Origin of the sequence: Microbulbifer sp. MI-G (assembly GCF_030440425.1) — a bacterium.
Classification (GTDB): Bacteria; Pseudomonadota; Gammaproteobacteria; order Pseudomonadales; family Cellvibrionaceae; genus Microbulbifer; species Microbulbifer spongiae.
The window spans coordinates 238,322-255,293 of sequence record NZ_CP098023.1 but is presented as its reverse complement, the minus strand read 5'-3'; the positions used below and the strand labels follow the sequence as shown (position 1 = coordinate 255,293).

The window sequence follows — 16,972 nt, the reverse complement described above, 5'->3', positions numbered from 1 at the left end:
TTATCGTAACTTCGAACGTGTGATGTCTCTCCTCGTATTAGGTGAATCTCACATCCTTTACTGATCAGACTTTGATCAATGCCACCTGTAACAATTAAGCGCTTTTCCACAGGGCCTACAGCCAGACAGCTACTTAAGAGTGCCAATGAAATTATGAGAGTTGACTGAGTCACGGTAGGAACACATAACGCCTCAATCAGCCAAGGCTTTAGCGGTCGACTGCATTGACTTGTTATGACCTTTTGCGCATAGGAAATATGCCCATGCAATTAATAGAATTTGTAGTGGCCCGCGTATTAATAAATAAACAGGCCCCCATTGATGCCCGCCAAGACCAATGCCATTTGATGCCGCATAAATATTTGCCGGAAAGAAAATAGCAAAAACTACAATAGCAAGCTTTGCAGCAAGGGGTTGATACCTTGGCATAAAAAGAGCGATACCTATCAATAGCTCAATCAACCCAGTGAGATAGACTAATGCCAGGCGGTAAGGAACCCAAGGCGGTAACATTTCCACCATTCCGTCCGTTTTAACAAGGTGCCCAATGAAGAAGAATATAAAGGCTATTCCCAACCCCCAACAGGCGTACTTTGTAACATTCGGAGGCTTGTCGCTAAACTTTGAATAAACAAGGGCAATGGCTAACGGACTGGACAACAGTAAAAGAATAATAATTGGAGTTACCATAGCTCCCTCATAAAATCATAACCTATGTATACTGATCACCATGACCGGTGATTTCTTGATTTTTTTCTTGCCAAACTATTAAACAGTTACGGCCAATCCATCAGATACGGCAATCTAGTACTGCCGAACCAGCTGGAATAATACGTACTACGGCCAGTATCCCAAAAATCCCCAATGAATATAACCTCCTGGATTAACTGAATTTTAAGTAGAAGCTGCCTATCCTCTCAAACTGCACCACTATCCAGATAGGCGTATCTCCGGGGCATCCTCACCCTTGCCTACTAACAGGTCATCTCGATACGGTCGCGGCAACGTCGTCTGCAGTGATTGAGCTTTACCCACCTTCGGCAGCACCAGAATGGATCGCAAGGTCACTGGCCTGCCGTCTCGGCGGTGCTTACCTCCCCATAATGACCGTGTGGAAGGTATGCACCTGTGGCACTATTCAGGGCTGTAGAGGCTTTCGAGGCGTTCACACTGCCGCTCAGCGCTCCGGCTTCTTATCGGGGCGCGGTTTGAACGGCCTGATGATGGCCGGGGGCTTTTCGATTGGCCCCTCCTCCAGCGCACAGGCTTCGTCCAGTGGGTAGACTTCGTCCAACCATTGCAGGAGGTGCACGGCACGCATCACCCGGTTGCCCCTGCCGGGTGCAATATGCAGGTCTATCGCGTTCTCTTTGATGGCGACCAGCGTGAAGGTGAAATAATCCCCCAGCTCCACTGGCTGAAACAATCGACAGGGTAATATAGGCATTTTTATAGGCTCCTTGAGTCACCTGTGACGGAAAGGTGCAGAAAAAGCACAGCGCTTTGTGCGGTTTCTCCCGCCGCAGGCGTGATCCTTGTGGGAAAAAAGCAAAGGGAAATTTGTCGGTTGGGTACGCAGCCAGAGAGGCGGTGCGCGGCTGAAGTAAAAGACCACACCAATCATCACGCAACGCCACAGCACACTCCGCCGCCGGGGGCAGGAGTGACTCGAAAAGCTCGCCTTCAGGGAGACCTTTATTGAAGACGAACGAGTGTATGGCGTATCATTCAAGACAGCCTCGCTAGATAGGTTATGTATCTATTGGGGTTAGCCATCCCTTGGTGTTCCAGCACCGGGGGGTGGCGTTTTTCTATCATTTACGCGGTCATGATGGGTCCTTCTTTGTTGGTTTATTTGTGTATGGATTACCTGCGAGCGCTCCCGATATGGGACGTTTCGCGGGATAAAAAATGATCGTTGCGGTATTGGTTATCTATTTATTATTCTTTACTGGTGCCATTGAGGTCTTGCGCCATTGAGGCGGCTGGGCGCTATGGCAGCAGGCCTACAGTATTCGCTTTTGGCTTGGAATTCAATCAAAGTGATGCATCAGACGACAAAGAATACAATTTCTCTGGCGGATAACGATAGGCCAAAGGTCCATGCTGTTTTTGGTCGAAGCATGTAGTATGGGTTTTCACACCGAAGCAAAACCTACCTGGGCCTACAGCCTGGCATATTAAAAGGGCTCTCTGGTAACAGGGCCAATAGCTTGTGTTCTACGCCTGAGCATAATACCCGTTGTGTGCATGGCTGCGTTATCCACCGCGCACTCTTTTATAGGTATGCCCATACTGCAGGCAGAATTGTTCCAGAGAAAAGTGGCCTATCAAGTAGTAGCGGCTGCAAACCGTGTAAACCAAACAACAAGTTTGTTTGCAGCCTTACTTTTCAATTCATCCACTGGTATCCGTAATGTAAAATCCAGCGTATTGCCAGAGCCCACCATGACACCATGAAAGCTGGACGAAACCAAAGCCTGATTGGATACATCGACCCTATATACCACCATCTCCTGTGAATTTACCAGCTCCCACAAAGCCAGAAATTCTCCGGTAGTGATCATTAACTCTTTGGCAACACTTGCACCGCTTTGACAATTGTGATTGTTTATTTTGCAGAATGTATTGTCAATAATCTTTAGGTGGGCACTGCCTCCCTGCTCGCTCACGGATACCCATTGCAGATGCTCCCTTGTTACCTGGTGCAAGAAAACGATACTCCGCTCAGGGGGATAGGCATTCGCACTACCAACCAGTATAAGCAATGAGAATAATAATTTTATAATGTTCAAACCACCTGCTCCGGAAAAGTTAACACCCTGATATGTGACAAACGTGAATGAGCTTAACCCCGATTTTTTATTCTACCTGTTATAGTATTTATACTTGCTATTGATGGCATCGTTTAGATCGTCTACACCCATACAGGAAAGACGTATTTTGAACCTGTTTTTTTGAGCCAAATGGTTAAGTTTGACATGAGTGCTTTCCTTCTCTACAGCCATTTTTGCCACTTACTTATAAGTGGTATATCGTCACCGGAATCACCTTTTATTCCGCCATTCTCCAAATAGGCGCAGACTCTAAAGCCAGTATCACAACCAATTGCTACGTCTCTCATTTGGACATGCCCTATGGGTCTTGAGCAATTATCATTCGACAAAAAATCTGCAACCAGTGTATTCCAATCCCCACCCTATTTTAAAGCCAAGGCTGCGATTTTTTCAAACCACATAGACAAGCCAACAATATGATTCAGCTTTATATCCACTTCTTAATAATCCATATTTTTATAGATCCCAGCTCATGTTTTACCCATAATCCTGTTATATAAAATTCAAGCACGAGCACAGATTTCCGCATTCAGCACCCTTGCTTGTTAAGTGCATACCACTTAATTGCTTGCTTTTCGTAGTACTGTAAAAATGTATTTTTGCCGCTGCAGTATTTCCCCATATCATTATTGCAGTTATAAACAAGACTTTTTTCATGATTGCGTATTCTTCCGATATTGTCGGATTTTGCTGCAGATAATCTCGAAACGCGAGATGCCTTATGGCATTCTCGCTGCTCCTCAGGAATGCATGAATATGATGACTACGAAGATCACCACCCTTTTGGAAATATCTGCGCTCAGTGATTCCGTTTTCACCTTTGGCAATATATCCTATTTCTTCAAGTGCGTCATTGAAAGAATCCAGTGCATCCAAATCATCAACTTCGAGGAGAATATCGATAATGGGTTTTGCTGCCAGGCCAACTACAGAGGTGCTGCCAATATGATGAACTTCTGGAAACAAAGAGCCAATTGTGTCAAGAATTAGGTCTTTCTCCCTGTTAAATTCACAAGCCCATGATGCTTGATACTCCATGATTTCAAGAATTCTCATATTGTTTCACAATCCTTAACACCCCATGTAGGAACAAAACCCAATAGCAGTCTGCTTTTAATTATTTGATGGTTACTAACTTTCATTCCTGAACCTCACAAGGCTGTGAAATAAATTCTTTGCAATTCCAGTTTTGTCTTGTGAACAACTCTTTTGAAAGTTCAGCACAGATTCCAAAAAGCCCTTTAGCTTGACTCTCTATTGATACTCTATCTGTCATACCAAATCTTCCGGTCGCTCAAACAAAAACCAAGCTTCACTTTTAGTAGATATAATATCAAATTTCTTGCTTATCATTTCTTCTCACACATAACGCGCAAAGTAAAAGCAGCTGTACTGTGTTCTGTGCCAAAAGCACACAATGGATCAACTGATGACCTGCTTTACGCCCATGTGATACCTGCAGGTAATGTATAGCTACTGTACTCAAGATGTAAAATCCGGCGCTGAGAAGGGTTTGACCCTCTGCTGGATGAATGCAGTATATGAGGGCGCATTACTAAAGCAGATCCTGCCGGTGCCTTACAAGTCACGAAATCATGATTTTTTGTATATTCTTGGATAGCGGCATGATCTAAAATACCTAATTTGTGGCTATTAGGTAACACTTTAAGACAGCCATTCTCAAGATCAGTGTTATCCAGATGGATTCTGAAAGTTACCATTTGATTGAGAACTTCAACTGGAGGCTGGACGTGATAAATTCCATCTTTGATGCTCCACGGCTGCCAATTTTCTTTTTCAAATTTTTCCGAAACGGCTACGGTTCTATCCTGATGCCATGTGACGAACCAGTTAGTTTCTTCTGTCTTGTTAAATAATATCACGCGGACCAAACTGGCTTTTCCCGGAAGGTAGCCGCTTGCCAGGTCTCTTATTTTCTGCGACTGTGCTAACTCACGTATTGAAGAAAACTTTTTCTCAGCATTTCGGATACCTCCAACTTTAGCTGTTATCTTAATGGCTTGGATATCGCGGTTTATGGATTTTATTTGACCACCAGATTAAACCCTTGCAATCATTTCATAGCCATATTCTAAAACTGGCATTTAATTTTATCCTTGATGAGCCTGTAACAGATCAGCTCAACGGGTCACGTGTGGCGTAGTCGTCTTGTGGAATTCCTTCAGGGCCTGTAGCGAACCCCACTCACTTGTTAGGCATTTGGGGAATGTATCTCATATACTAGTGCATATCCTGATAGGACTGGAAAAGGCAGCCAGTTGCCGTAGTCTTCGCGCTTTTTCTACGACAAGAGATATGCACTCGCAAATTCAATCTTGGGCTTTATTCTCCTATGATTAAGGGGGATTGAGCATTTGGTAAAAGACAATAAATCCTGCGCGACAACTCAAGCACCGACCAACGTGATTTATCATTCGAATCTCCCCGTTGGGATGAATCCATATTCAACCCCTTGCTAAGGGGCTTTCTGCTCGGCGATAAAGCGCTGTATCTGCGTTTCCAGCATGGAAAGCGGCAGGGCGCCGTTACTGAGAATGGCGTCGTGGAATACCCGCAGATCAAACTTGTCCCCAAGGGCCTTTTCTGCCTGGGCGCGCAGCTGGCGAATTTTGATCTCACCCATCTTGTAGGAGAGCGCCTGTCCCGGCCAGGAGATGTAGCGGTCCACTTCCGCACGCACATTGGCCGGCGACAGTGAGGTGTTGTCAGAGAGAAAATCCAGGGCCTGCTGGCGGGTCCAGCCCTGGGAGTGGATACCCGTATCGATTACCAGGCGGGCGGCGCGCCACATTTCATAGCTGAGGCGCCCAAAGTGCTCGTAGGGAGTGGTATACAGACCCATCTCCTTGCCGAGGCGTTCCGAGTAGAGAGCCCAGCCTTCACCGAAGGCGCTCAGGTAAAGGTTGCGGCGAAAGTCCGGTACATTTTCCAGCTCCTGGGAAAGCGCGTTTTGCAGGTGGTGCCCCGGTACCGCCTCATGCAGGGTCAGCGCCGGCAACTCGTACAGGGGACGCTGGTCCAGTCCGTGGGTGTTCAGCCAGTAGGCACCGCCGCGGATACCGCCAATGGCGGCGGGGTTATAGGAAGCCGTGGTGTAGTTGGGGGCTATCTCACTGGGCACCGGCACCACACCATAGGGCGTGCGCGGCAGCACATTGAAAAATTCCGGCAAGCGGTAGTCGATACGCTTGGCGATATAGGCGGTTTCCTTCAAAAGTGCTTCCGGTGTGTTGGCATAAAACTGCGGATCTGTACGCAGGAAGTGGGTAAACTCCTCAAAACTGCCCTTAAAGCCGGATTCTTTGATCAAGGCTTCCATTTCCGCGCGGATACGCCCCACCTCTTCAAGTCCGATGCGGTGGATCTGCGCCGGGCTCATATCCATGGTGACATAATAACGAATATTGTGGCGGTAGTACTCGCTGCCATCGCGCATCTGTTCTGCGCCAATGGTCTCGCTGGCAGCCTTGCGATACTCTCCCTCAAGGAAGTCGGCAACGCGGGCAAAAGCCGGGATGGCCACTTGCCGAATTGCTTCTGTACCGGCATCGCGCAGGCGTTGCTGTTCTTCTGTTGGAATAGATTCGGGCATTTCCGCGAAGGGCTTGTACAAACTGCTCTCGGTGGGGTCTGAGTAGACCTGTGCACGCACTGTGGGCGCTATCCCTTCCACCACAATCCTGGGCAGTACAAAGCCGGTGCGTATGCCCTCGCGCATATTGGCGATGTTTTCATCAAAGTAGCGACCGAATTCTCTAATCCGGGCAATATAATCCTCGTAATCGCTGACCCGGTGCATGGCCAGACCCCGGTTGGCATTCAGTGCACTGCTGTAGAAGCTGGAGAAGGTGTTCAGGGGAATCCGCTCCAGGAACAGCGTCTTACTCTCAATGCCGTTTTCCAGAACCCACGCAAGCAATTCACGGTTGATCCTGTCCGATTCGGCCAAATCCTTTGCATCCACGGTGTTGAGGCGATTGAGGAACCGGCGTTCAGCCTCCAGGCGGCGCGCGCGATCCTCGGCAGTCACCCCCGGCAGCTTCCGGTTATATTCCCGCACACCCATGCGCCCGGCGGTAATGGGGTCTTCGCGTAAACTGTATTCCCAGTGGTCCTTAATCACACTGTGCAGTTGCCCGGTTGCCGTAGCGGCCCAACCCAATGGGGCAAGAAGACAGGTGACCACCAGGGCACCGGAGATTCGAATAAAGCGGTTGTTCAGGGTGCTGCCAGATTTCACTGTTTTCTCCATTATTCTGTTTAAATCATCTCATCACCATAACATGGGTGGCGTAATTGAGGGCTGCTTTTTGCAACCGGAAACTCCTTCCGGATTTCCGGTCGCCTGGAGAAAGACAATAATCATTACGGCTGGTGGTAGTACAGCGTTTTAAACACCCTCTATAGGGGCAACAATTGTATCGAATCAATGCTTGTTCGCCTGATTCTCGGTATAAATCCTCTTATTGCCCTGAAAAGCATCGTAAAAGTTACGATGTGATTGATAGGAGACTGCATCTGACCCTAGTTTATATTCCCTAATCCAGCTGACCAACATTTCCAGGTTTGCGTCTTCGGCTTCCTGAGTCTTGTACTTGTGCGGCTCCCAGGGGCGATTTTTGGCGTTGAGGATACATTGTTCAACGCTGAGGTCCATAAATATTATTTCCGTGGCTTCATGCTTCAGAAGTACCAGTAATTCAGTGTAGCATCCCTCGACCACCCATCCATTCTGCTCCCGCAGAAAACTATTTATCCTTATCCGTGATTCTTCAATAGGCCTTCTTTCAGGTGGCGATATTGGCAGCCATGCCAAAAGATCCAGATCCAAATGGGCCAAACCCTCTTTACCTGCAATATGTCTGGCAAGTGTAGATTTCCCAGAACCGGAATTTCCAAAAAATTAAAATTTTCCTCAATTCAACCTCCAGGTTTAATATCACAAAACCCCATGGATAACCGTAGACAAATCGCAGCCGCCAGAAAGGGCGAGCAACTCGTTATGGGCACAGAAGCTAAAAGTGGGACTGGGGTTAACTGCTAAGATATGAACTCTCTAAGTTGGATTTGGTTGCCATCAGGATCAACAATATTGCACACTTTAAATAAAGGGTTTGACCACTCTCCCTTCAATGTTTGACCACCCAATTTTTCAGCTTTGCCTCTTGCTTTATTAAGACACTCTACGGTAAGAAATATTTTTACGGTATTAAGAGTATGCGCTGATACTTCAAAGGGTGGTGCATGCACAACAATATTCAGTTGATCATTACCGATACTGACAAACTCCTTTGTTTCCCGTAGTAAATCCATATCAAACATTGCAATATAGAATTGAGATAACTCCCTGAACTGTTTAGAGTAAACTATAACTCCACTTTTTTGGGCTGTACTCATTTCTTCCTCCGCATCAAGCTAAAACTTGTACTTATTCGCTGAAGCATACAGTGCATAGATAGACTGGGCACAGCGGATGATACTCATCCAGTTGCCAAATTCCTGCTTGTCGATACGCTGGACTTAAACTGCACATATTAGTTCAGCAACCATTATCATTGAGTCAAGAAGCAGTTTTGTCAATGATTTAAAATCCAAAACCTGGAAAAAATGTACCAAAAACTCTGCTTATGGTTAAGGATACACGCCTTGACCCGCCTGATTTTTTGTACACTCTCTTAGCTCACAGAATTATCAAAGTCCCCTGGGTTGGCAGCAGTTACTAGTCGGTATGTTTGACTTGCCATTATCCAGAGTTTGCTTTCTAATAATCCACCTGTTCGAAAGATGCTTTATCGCAAAAACCCATACCCTCACGGGTATATGTCCCAGGAGTATATACAATTGGCGAACCGCTCATATCTGTACAGCCTCAGCAACCAACCAACCTCCTATACAGACCGACCCGAATCCATTTCGGGTTTATCAGAGTGGCCATATAATGTTCCGCTGTCATACCGTATCCTTTTGTCGGGCAACCCGAAGCTTTGTGCTTCACTGGTTTCAGACGGCTTTGAAAGTGATTCACCCGATGATAAGACACAGCTCTATGCGATAAGCGGTGACTTTAACACCGGATTTATACGATTCAAAAATTTTATCGAAGTCGTGCGATTACTTGCCGCAGAAAAGTCTGCACCGCTGTTGTCCATGCTGGATGAAACGGTGGATTTCCTTCAGCAGCATCAGGATCGCTATCTACTGCTTGAGACCATTGAGCTGGACTGTATGGAGGAGGAAGAGGAAGCTGCACTACGCGCTTGTGTTGAAGCTGAAGTTACTGCTTGCCGTGATGTCGGGGCCGCTATCGATTCACTCCCAGGAGATCCCAGAATGGCCGCGGATATTCTCAAAGGAGCGGCTGAAAAAGAGAAAGCTCCACCCCTTAACGTATTTTATGGAATCCTGTTCAACGATAATTTTGACTGTTTAGATAATGATACTCCCTTGGGACTATACTGGAGCGATGTTCTTTATTGCGAACTCGAAAATAAGGAAGAGTTTGATGAGTTTGTGTAACTTTACCCGATCTCACTTTGGGTATCACCCCAACGGGCTGTGATATAAGCAGGGTTGCATAAATATGCAACCCCGGAGATTGTTGAGTTTTTTCATATCTCCGGGTAATTTGCCGACGCGCATCATACCGTTTCCACAACCCGAAGATCATCCAAGAACTGACGAAAACTGGGTGCGTAGTATCCTAAACGATAGTCTTCGGCCTCCTCAATAGTTTCGATTGTATCAGGGCATTCATCATCACCTGGATAGTGAACACATTCGTGATCGAAAAGGAAAATCTGGCCGAAGCGATCCTTGCGGAGGCACAGCATTATCGTATTTCCGCCTTCGTCAACACCGATCGGCAATAGCGCCTTCGGGACCCATGCGTCAACAGGTGAATTGAATGCCGCCTGAATTTCATCCAGGCTGTACATACGCCTGGGTATCAGTTGTGCACCTCGCGCATCGAGATATTCAACAGGCGTCTCAAAGATTCGCCCACCACCGCAACATTTCAAAAAGTGTTTCAACTCCTGGGGGAGTGGCAAATCCATTCTGCGCTCGAAAGCTGAAAGCGTTTCATCTGATGCCGCCTTTCCGCCCTCCCCCCTAATGACTGCAACAAACTCTTCCAGTGTCATATCGATATTCTCTATAGTGAAAAGGTGAAGATACTACTCCATACCGGCTAATCCAGTCTATCGAGGCTCTCCTGGATACTCTCTCTTCAACAGCAATTTCCAGGAAAAGTCGAGTCTGTACTATCGTAATGCCCACTGTGTGGAAGGACTTAATCCGGTAGCCGGGAAAAGTGCAGGCATGAAGCGAACAGGGCTTGCCAAATTGGTGCCAGGCAACTCTTTTCCACTCATGGAAACCATAACACTGCGGACAGATCCATTAAAAGTGTCATTGAAAATGCTGCGTTTATAGCAAAGGGTATCGGCCTTGGCCCAAGCTTTCTACGCTTTTGTGATCTGACTTATTTATTTGTCACTGCCACAATTTTCCTATTGCGGTCACCACAGCAGTTGGATAAGTGGAGATCCCATCGAGGGTGTGGTTTTCAATAGGAATAAGCGCAAAGCCAGTGGATTAAAAAAGTAAACCCCCAAGTGAAAACTGGCTTACCCGTAATTATTCAGCAGCCTATCAAGACTGCTCAATGATGCTTTTGTAAAATGCCCATGAAGCAGACCGGAACCGATTGGTTGCTGCTCAACCCGGATATTGGTTTTTTGTCCGGCCTCTGGGTTTCAGTGTAAAGAGCAGCCGGCTTCCCTTCCGGTGCCCCGCTGGCGGACCCCGACACGCCTTGCAATATCTGCAAGCGTCGCCCCACGATCATTGGGTAACCCCAGGCGCAGGCCAGGCGCGCCTGGCCTGCGCAATCTATCCTTATCCGTTATACCTGTTGATCAATCTTTAAAACCTACGCCAGCCTTGCAGTAAATTTTCGGCGGGTGCGTTGCCCCGATTATCAAGCTGATTAGCGTAAGTGAGACCCTCCATACACTCTATAACGGCTTCCTGGGGTATTCCACCACTCTTAATCCATTCCCTCTGTGTTGCATAAGGCCTATTGATACCGGCGCGGTCGAAATGGTCATTTGCATCAGAAAAATTACCGGTACGCAACGCAATAGATGTATCTATCTTATAAAGATTTGTATTCAATATCTGTTGCGCGAATGTGGGATCAATCTTTGCAATTAATCCGTAACCACCTGTCGACACCCACTGGCTATCATACTTAGTCTGCATTCCTGCTTTTGCATGATTGGCCGCGAATGCATTGTTCACATGCTCCATAAGTGAAACAGCGCCTAAAGCATCCCAAGGCTGGAAACCGGATACTCGGATGACAGCAGGTGCTCTGGTATCGAACCGGTAGACATAGGGTGGTAAAGTCTTACCATTAATTATTCTACCGACGCGCCGCCTCACTCTATTAACTTGTTCGTTTAGAAAATCATACTTAGCCACCTGGCACCTCATGTGTTGAAATAATTCGAATCATCATGAATTTTTTAACAACTTAGATTCAAATCTGAAGCGCATCCCTAAACCCGGTTTCGCCCATGTACCGGGGTTTGGATAGCACCACTCACTTAATTGGGGCGCATTGAAGCAGAAAAATTCCTGTGCAGACAGAGTAAATAGTCGCTTTTTAAATCCACTCTGGCACTATTTTTTGATGCAGTATTGGCGCTGGATCATACTTGAACAGATATAGACTGTTAATTAAATTTTACTCATTAATGACCAGTCAATTCGGCAGGTCCCCGGAATCTCACAGCCCAGGGAAGACCGGCACATTCTCTTGAAATCCAGCCAACTTCACCCAGTGGCAATGGTATTCCCGGAATAACCCTCAGAGCGATGGTGGAATCCCACATTGATAGCCGATCTGATCACTAATGGCTTTTGCAGACACTTTCCCACCAGCATGCCTTGCCGTGGAAAGTCTTTGGCTGTTTATGGTTCTCCGTAGATCAGGCTTTTTCTTATCAATCCACTGGCTACGTGCAAACGGGAACAACCCCCAGGGCCAATACATGACCACACCCAGGAATTCCAGACTGGCTTGGACTGGGAAAACAGAGGAAAGACTTTTCTAATAAAAAACCCGACCGAACAAGAGACTGCTGCTTGAAAAGCCGCAGTGCAATGAACAGGGCCGGATTTGGTGTCGAATGTCGCTTAAGCCTGCTCTATGGCCTGCTCAATACGTCCAAAGACAGATTGACCATCCCCGTCAAACATTTCAATGGCAATGGTATTGCCAAAATCCATAAATGGCGTGCTCGGGGAACCCTGCTGAATGGTTTCTATCATGCGGATCTCGGCGATACAGCTGTAGCCGACACCACCCTCTGCCACGGGTCTACCGGGGCCGCCATCCAATTTATTGGATACGGTACCGGAACCTATAATGGTGCCTGCACAAAGTGGACGGGTTTTGGCAGCATGGGCAATCAGCTGACCAAAGTGGAACGTCATATCCACACCGGCATTGGGCTCACCAAACTTCTGTCCGTTCAGCCGGGAAACCAGCGGCAGATGCAATTTGCCCTCACGCCAGCTTTCACCCAGTTGCGCGGGCGTGACACACACCGGTGAAAAGGCGCTGGAGGGTTTGGACTGGTAAAAACCGAACCCCTTGGCCAACTCCGCAGGAATCAACCCGCGCAGGGAGACGTCGTTCACCAGCATCACCAGCTTGATATGAGAGAGTGCATCCTCGGCAGACACCCCCATAGGCACGTCGTCGGTGATCACGGCGATTTCCGCTTCAAAGTCGATACCAAAGCCGTTGCTCTGGGGCATCTTCACCGGCTCCCGTGGCGCCAGGAAGGTATCGGACCCCCCCTGGTACATCAGCGGGTCAGTGTAAAAACTTTCCGGCACCTCGGCACCGCGGGCCTTGCGCACCAGTTCCACATGGTTTACATAGGCGCTGCCATCGGCCCATTGGTAGGCGCGCGGCAAAGGCGAGGCGCACCGGGTCTGATCGAACGCTTCCCCCTGGACCTCACCATTTTGCAGGCGCTGGCGCAGTGTCTCCAGTTCACTGCTGACTGCTGCCCAGTTGTCCAGGGCGCTCTGCAGGGTGGGTGCAATATCACTGGCAGAAGCCATACGGGTAAGATCATCACTGACGACAACCAGTTGGCCGTCGCGACCGGATTTCAGGCTGGCTAACTTCACTGTGGGTCCCCTCCAGATTTTTCCACAAACTCTCCCTCCCCGTGCATCCACGCAGCATGCCTTGGGGCTTTTTTCGTGCGCGACCACTCTTCCAGCATATCCTCAGCCACCCGTTTCAGTTCTTTGTGCATGCCGGGCCTGGCGGTATTGGCGGCCAGTTCGATGCGGTGGCCGTTGGGATCGAAGAAATAGATCGACTGGAAAATCGTGTGGTTGGTGGGGCCGAGCACATCGACTCCAGCCGCTTCCAGTCGCGTTTTGGTCGCGAGCAGTTCCTCCATAGACTCCACTTCGAAGGCGATGTGCTGCACCCACTTGGGGGTATTTTCATCGCGCCCCATCTCCGGGGAATTGGGGATTTCGAAGAAGGCGAGCACATTTCCCATACCCGCATCCAAAAATACATGCATGTAAGGGTCCGGCTCACCGGTTGAGGGTACCTCATTTTCGGCAATGGCCAGCTGGAAGTCCATGCCGAGAAGATCGCGGTAGAATGCCACGGTCTCCTTGGCGTCCCTGCAGCGATAGGCCACATGGTGAATGCGCTTGATGCCCATTGAAGCCTCCGGTTTTTATTCCTTTTCTTTGATTACGCCACGCTTGAGCTGGTCGCGCTCAATGGATTCGAACAAGGCCTTGAAGTTGCCCTCGCCGAAGCCTTCATCTTCCTTGCGCTGGATAAACTCGAAAAATACCGGACCGAGCATATTCGCAGAGAAAATCTGCAACAGCAGGCGCGGTTGGCCGCCTTCGGTGGTGCCATCAAGCAGGATACCGCGTCTCTGGAATTCTTCGGTGGGCTCACCGTGGCCCGGCAGGCGCTCTTCCAGCATTTCATAGTAGGTGTCCGGTGGCGGGGTCATAAACTCCATGCCGCGCTCTTTCAGGCGATCCCAGCAGGCCACCAGGTCGTCACAGGCAAAGGCAATATGCTGGATGCCCTCACCGTTGTATTTCATCAGGAACTCTTCGATCTGGCCACCGCCACCGGCCGCCTCTTCATTCAGCGGGATGCGAATTTTGCCATCCGGCGCGGTCATGGCCTTGGACAACAGACCGGTGTACTCGCCCTTGATATCGAAGTAGCGGATCTCGCGGAAATTGAACAGGTCTTCGTAGTACTTGGCCCAGTAGTCCATACGGCCGCGGTACACATTGTGGGTCAGATGATCCAACGTGTGGAAGCCACAGCCTTCGGGACGGCGCTCTACGCCTTCCTCCCAGATAAAGTCGATATCGTAGATGGACTCGCCATCTTTGTAGCGGTCAATGAGATACAGGGTGGCGCCGCCAATACCCTTAATGGCAGGCAGGTGCAGCTCCATTGGGCCGGTATGCACCTGTACTGGCTGCGCGCCTTTACGCAGGGCCTCTTCATAGGCGAACTTGGCGTCTTTCACACGGAAAGCCAGGCCACAGGCGGAGGGACCATGCTCCTGGGCGTAATAATAGGCGTGGCTATTGGGCTCGTAGTTGGTGATAAAGTTGATATCGCCCTGGCGCCACAACTCCACCTCTTTGGAGCGGTGGCGCGCAACTTTCTCAAAGCCCATAGCCGCAAAAACGGTCTCGAGAATGCCTTTTTCCGGTGCGGTAAACTCCACATACTCAAAGCCATCGAGACCCATCGGATTTTCAAACAAGTCGGCCATGCAGTCCTCCGTCTCTTATCATCGCGGCGCCTGAAGTCGAGGCTGCGAGTGGTTGATTTAAAGCGCAAGAACTTAGTTGCACATGTAACTAATGTCAAGGGGCCACAAAGAGGTTGGCCGGGGGGTGCCGGCCTGGCTCAGGGGGTCATGAAGACCGTATCCACAGCGCTGCCATCGCCACAAAAACCAGCAACAGGCGTAGCGGTGTCACACTCAGAAAGAACGGCAGTTTGGGCAGGATAGGATGCACACAGGCGTGTTACCAATCTGTAACACGCCCGAAACCATCAGCGCTCCTTGCGGGTACACTTGCCAGCATCCGTGCTGCACATGTGATCCTTATGAAATTTGCCCGCCATTTGATCACACTGGGATTTGGTGACATCGCTGGCACAGGCATTCTCTCCGTGCTGGCAACAACCCATTTCTGATTTATCCATTCCCATACCTTCGCCCATCCCCGCCTTCTTCTGCCCGCAGGCAGACAGGGTCAGCACCATCACCGCAGCCAGTACTCCAATCGAAGTTTTGAGTCGCATATCGGCCTCCTATCGTTAATCCCGCACAGCAGCTGGTATGGAGATATTGCAGCACCTGCCAGACATGGCCTGACTGACCTGTGCAGACAATACTCACCAGCCACCCCAACCCCACACCTGGGGATGGCATTCACACGCCATCCCACGGATTTACCGGGTCATGCAAAGACTGTAGCTCACAGGGGCAAAAAACTGTCTGACTGACCGGACATTTTATTGATTTCCACCACCTGCGCCACACAAAGAGCAGCCCCCCCTGTTTGTATCCGCCAGAGCCGGTACAATCGGCCCCCGTTTGCGGGGCAGTGCTCCCTCTGTTCGATTAAGGATTGCCTATGGTGCTCGCCGCTGTCGCTATCATCGCCGGATTTGTTGTGCTGGTCTGGAGCGCCGATCAGTTTGTGGAAGGTGCCGCAGCTACCGCCAGGCACGCCGGTATGCCCACACTGCTGATCGGTATGGTGGTCGTCGGCTTTGGCACCTCCGCCCCGGAAATGGTGGTCTCCGCCATCGCGGCCATAAATGGCAGCCCCGGCCTGGCGCTGGGCAACGCCTATGGCTCCAATATTGCCAATACAGGCCTGATTCTCGGCCTCAGCGCACTCATTATTCCCCTGACGGTACACTCAAAGATCGTGCGCAAGGAGCTGCCACTTCTGCTGGCCATCACCCTGCTGAGTGGCGCCTTTTTGTGGAACGACAAGCTGGAACGGTGGGAGGCCATTATCCTGTTAACGGGTTTCTTTGCCTTGATCGGCTGGAGTGTCTTTTCTGCACTGCAGGGCAAGGGGGATCGAATGGAGGAAGACCTGGCAGGCGAGTTGGAGGCGCACGCCATGCCCCTGGGCCGGGCCCTCTTTTGGGTAGTGACCGGGCTGCTGCTGTTGATTGCCAGTTCCCGTATGCTGGTGTGGGGAGCGGTGACGGTTGCCGAATCCCTGGGGGTCAGCGACCTGGTTATCGGCCTCACCATTGTCGCTCTGGGCACCTCACTGCCGGAACTCGCCGCAACAATCGTGGCTGCGCGCAAGGGGGAGCATGATATCGCCATTGGCAATGTGGTCGGCTCAAACATGTTCAACCTGCTGGCTGTGGTGGGCATCGCCGGTACTATCACGCCTATGCCAAACGTGCCGCCGGAAGTGCTCACAAGGGATTGGCCGATGGTCATCGGCCTGACCATTGCCCTTTTTGTATTCGCTTACGGTTTCCGCGGCCAGGGTCGCATCAACCGCTGGGAAGGTGCTGCGCTGCTGCTGGCCTATCTCGGGTATACCGGCTATCTGATTACGACGATTACCAGGGCCGCACTGTGATTACACTGCGGGGCGGGCTTTCCCCCTCGCGCCCGGGGCCCAGGGTTGCCTGACTCAGGCCCAAGGCCACTATCCCTTGTGCCGTTCCTCCAGCCGGGACAGATGTGCCTGCAGCCGCTCTATTTCTTCAAGTAACTCAATAGCCAGGGCCGCACCGGCAAGATTGACGCCAAGATCCTGCTCCAGGGTATAAACACGGCGCACCCGGCGCACACAAACACCACTGAAGCGCCAGGAGGCACCGGCGCGGCTGGGCTCGATAACCCCCTCTTCCACCAGGGCCATAATGCGCTCTGCCGACATACCGCAGGCACGACAAAGCTCGCCCAGGCTCAGCTCGCTCTCTTCGTCCAACAACACCCCCGCCACCTGCTCGAACTCTTCGTCTCTCACCT

Annotated in this window: 18 protein-coding genes; 2 read left to right on the top strand and 16 right to left on the bottom strand. The window is 49.9% G+C overall.

Annotated elements, in window-relative coordinates; translation table 11 throughout:
* Positions 1 to 192: 192 nt before the first annotated feature.
* The 9 genes from M8T91_RS01090 to M8T91_RS01050 form a co-directional block, all read right to left on the bottom strand.
* Entirely contained in the window at positions 193 to 690 is a 498-nt protein-coding gene (locus M8T91_RS01090) for a DoxX family protein (RefSeq protein WP_301415975.1), read from the bottom strand.
* 487 nt (positions 691 to 1,177) lie between these two features.
* On the bottom strand, positions 1,178 to 1,447 hold the full coding sequence (locus M8T91_RS01085) for a hypothetical protein (protein WP_301415973.1): 270 nt from the start codon (positions 1,445 to 1,447) through the stop codon (positions 1,178 to 1,180).
* A gap of 883 nt (positions 1,448 to 2,330) precedes the next feature.
* Positions 2,331 to 2,795, bottom strand: coding sequence for a hypothetical protein (locus M8T91_RS01080; RefSeq protein WP_301415971.1), 465 nt, complete (start codon positions 2,793 to 2,795; stop codon positions 2,331 to 2,333).
* 534 nt (positions 2,796 to 3,329) lie between these two features.
* Entirely contained in the window at positions 3,330 to 3,893 is a 564-nt protein-coding gene (locus M8T91_RS01075; protein WP_301415970.1) for a GrpB family protein, read from the bottom strand.
* 82 nt (positions 3,894 to 3,975) lie between these two features.
* Positions 3,976 to 4,113: a hypothetical protein gene (locus M8T91_RS01070; protein WP_301415968.1), complete on the bottom strand. Its 138-nt coding sequence runs from the start codon at positions 4,111 to 4,113 to the stop codon at positions 3,976 to 3,978.
* A gap of 163 nt (positions 4,114 to 4,276) precedes the next feature.
* Complete coding sequence (locus tag M8T91_RS01065) at positions 4,277 to 4,798, bottom strand: phytanoyl-CoA dioxygenase family protein (RefSeq protein WP_367317780.1); 522 nt, start codon at positions 4,796 to 4,798, stop codon at positions 4,277 to 4,279.
* Between the two features lie 515 nt (positions 4,799 to 5,313).
* The gene (locus tag M8T91_RS01060) at positions 5,314 to 7,098 is read right to left on the bottom strand and encodes a DUF885 domain-containing protein (RefSeq protein WP_301415964.1); all 1,785 of its coding nucleotides are present in this window, start codon (positions 7,096 to 7,098) and stop codon (positions 5,314 to 5,316) included.
* A gap of 186 nt (positions 7,099 to 7,284) precedes the next feature.
* A complete protein-coding gene (locus M8T91_RS01055; RefSeq protein ID WP_301415962.1) occupies positions 7,285 to 7,698 on the bottom strand; it encodes a P-loop NTPase family protein in 414 nt (137 codons plus the stop codon).
* Between the two features lie 200 nt (positions 7,699 to 7,898).
* The gene (locus tag M8T91_RS01050) at positions 7,899 to 8,255 is read right to left on the bottom strand and encodes a VOC family protein (protein ID WP_301415960.1); all 357 of its coding nucleotides are present in this window, start codon (positions 8,253 to 8,255) and stop codon (positions 7,899 to 7,901) included.
* Positions 8,256 to 8,699: 444 nt separating this feature from the next.
* Here M8T91_RS01050 and M8T91_RS01045 point away from each other — a divergent pair, with 444 nt between their 5' ends.
* The gene (locus M8T91_RS01045) at positions 8,700 to 9,374 is read left to right on the top strand and encodes a DUF7822 domain-containing protein (RefSeq protein WP_301415957.1); all 675 of its coding nucleotides are present in this window, start codon (positions 8,700 to 8,702) and stop codon (positions 9,372 to 9,374) included.
* A 122-nt stretch (positions 9,375 to 9,496) separates the two neighbouring features.
* Here the strand turns inward: M8T91_RS01045 and M8T91_RS01040 are convergent, their stop codons facing one another.
* The 6 genes from M8T91_RS01040 to M8T91_RS01015 form a co-directional block, all read right to left on the bottom strand.
* Complete coding sequence (locus tag M8T91_RS01040) at positions 9,497 to 10,000, bottom strand: SMI1/KNR4 family protein (protein ID WP_301415955.1); 504 nt, start codon at positions 9,998 to 10,000, stop codon at positions 9,497 to 9,499.
* A gap of 784 nt (positions 10,001 to 10,784) precedes the next feature.
* Positions 10,785 to 11,345, bottom strand: a complete 561-nt coding sequence (locus tag M8T91_RS01035) for a hypothetical protein (protein ID WP_301415953.1) — start codon at positions 11,343 to 11,345, stop codon at positions 10,785 to 10,787.
* Between the two features lie 717 nt (positions 11,346 to 12,062).
* A complete protein-coding gene (locus M8T91_RS01030; protein ID WP_301415951.1) occupies positions 12,063 to 13,070 on the bottom strand; it encodes a fumarylacetoacetate hydrolase family protein in 1,008 nt (335 codons plus the stop codon).
* Entirely contained in the window at positions 13,067 to 13,627 is a 561-nt protein-coding gene (locus tag M8T91_RS01025) for a VOC family protein (RefSeq protein WP_301415949.1), read from the bottom strand. The genes M8T91_RS01030 and M8T91_RS01025 overlap by 4 nt, the downstream gene beginning before the upstream one ends.
* 15 nt (positions 13,628 to 13,642) lie before the next feature.
* Positions 13,643 to 14,722: a 4-hydroxyphenylpyruvate dioxygenase gene (gene hppD, locus M8T91_RS01020; protein WP_301415947.1), complete on the bottom strand. Its 1,080-nt coding sequence runs from the start codon at positions 14,720 to 14,722 to the stop codon at positions 13,643 to 13,645.
* Positions 14,723 to 15,009: 287 nt separating this feature from the next.
* On the bottom strand, positions 15,010 to 15,261 hold the full coding sequence (locus M8T91_RS01015) for a hypothetical protein (protein WP_301415945.1): 252 nt from the start codon (positions 15,259 to 15,261) through the stop codon (positions 15,010 to 15,012).
* Positions 15,262 to 15,596: 335 nt separating this feature from the next.
* On the opposite strand from M8T91_RS01015, the gene M8T91_RS01010 reads away from it, so the two are divergent.
* Complete coding sequence (locus M8T91_RS01010; RefSeq protein ID WP_301415943.1) at positions 15,597 to 16,577, top strand: calcium/sodium antiporter; 981 nt, start codon at positions 15,597 to 15,599, stop codon at positions 16,575 to 16,577.
* 69 nt (positions 16,578 to 16,646) lie between these two features.
* On the opposite strand, the gene M8T91_RS01005 is transcribed toward M8T91_RS01010, so the two are convergent.
* Positions 16,647 to 16,970 carry a chaperone modulator CbpM gene (locus M8T91_RS01005; protein ID WP_301415941.1) on the bottom strand — a complete coding sequence of 108 codons (324 nt, stop codon included), beginning with the start codon at positions 16,968 to 16,970 and terminating at the stop codon, positions 16,647 to 16,649.
* Positions 16,971 to 16,972: the final 2 nt, after the last annotated feature.

Coding starts and splice junctions, on each gene's coding strand:
- M8T91_RS01075 (WP_301415970.1), bottom strand. CDS start 3,893: ATGAGAATTCTTGAAATCATGGAGTATCAAGCATCATGGGCTTGTGAA.
- hppD (WP_301415947.1), bottom strand. CDS start 14,722: ATGGCCGACTTGTTTGAAAATCCGATGGGTCTCGATGGCTTTGAGTAT.
- M8T91_RS01050 (WP_301415960.1), bottom strand. CDS start 8,255: ATGAGTACAGCCCAAAAAAGTGGAGTTATAGTTTACTCTAAACAGTTC.
- M8T91_RS01010 (WP_301415943.1), top strand. CDS start 15,597: ATGGTGCTCGCCGCTGTCGCTATCATCGCCGGATTTGTTGTGCTGGTC.
- M8T91_RS01025 (WP_301415949.1), bottom strand. CDS start 13,627: ATGGGCATCAAGCGCATTCACCATGTGGCCTATCGCTGCAGGGACGCC.
- M8T91_RS01085 (WP_301415973.1), bottom strand. CDS start 1,447: ATGCCTATATTACCCTGTCGATTGTTTCAGCCAGTGGAGCTGGGGGAT.
- M8T91_RS01015 (WP_301415945.1), bottom strand. CDS start 15,261: ATGCGACTCAAAACTTCGATTGGAGTACTGGCTGCGGTGATGGTGCTG.
- M8T91_RS01070 (WP_301415968.1), bottom strand. CDS start 4,113: ATGACAGATAGAGTATCAATAGAGAGTCAAGCTAAAGGGCTTTTTGGA.
- M8T91_RS01090 (WP_301415975.1), bottom strand. CDS start 690: ATGGTAACTCCAATTATTATTCTTTTACTGTTGTCCAGTCCGTTAGCC.
- M8T91_RS01040 (WP_301415955.1), bottom strand. CDS start 10,000: ATGACACTGGAAGAGTTTGTTGCAGTCATTAGGGGGGAGGGCGGAAAG.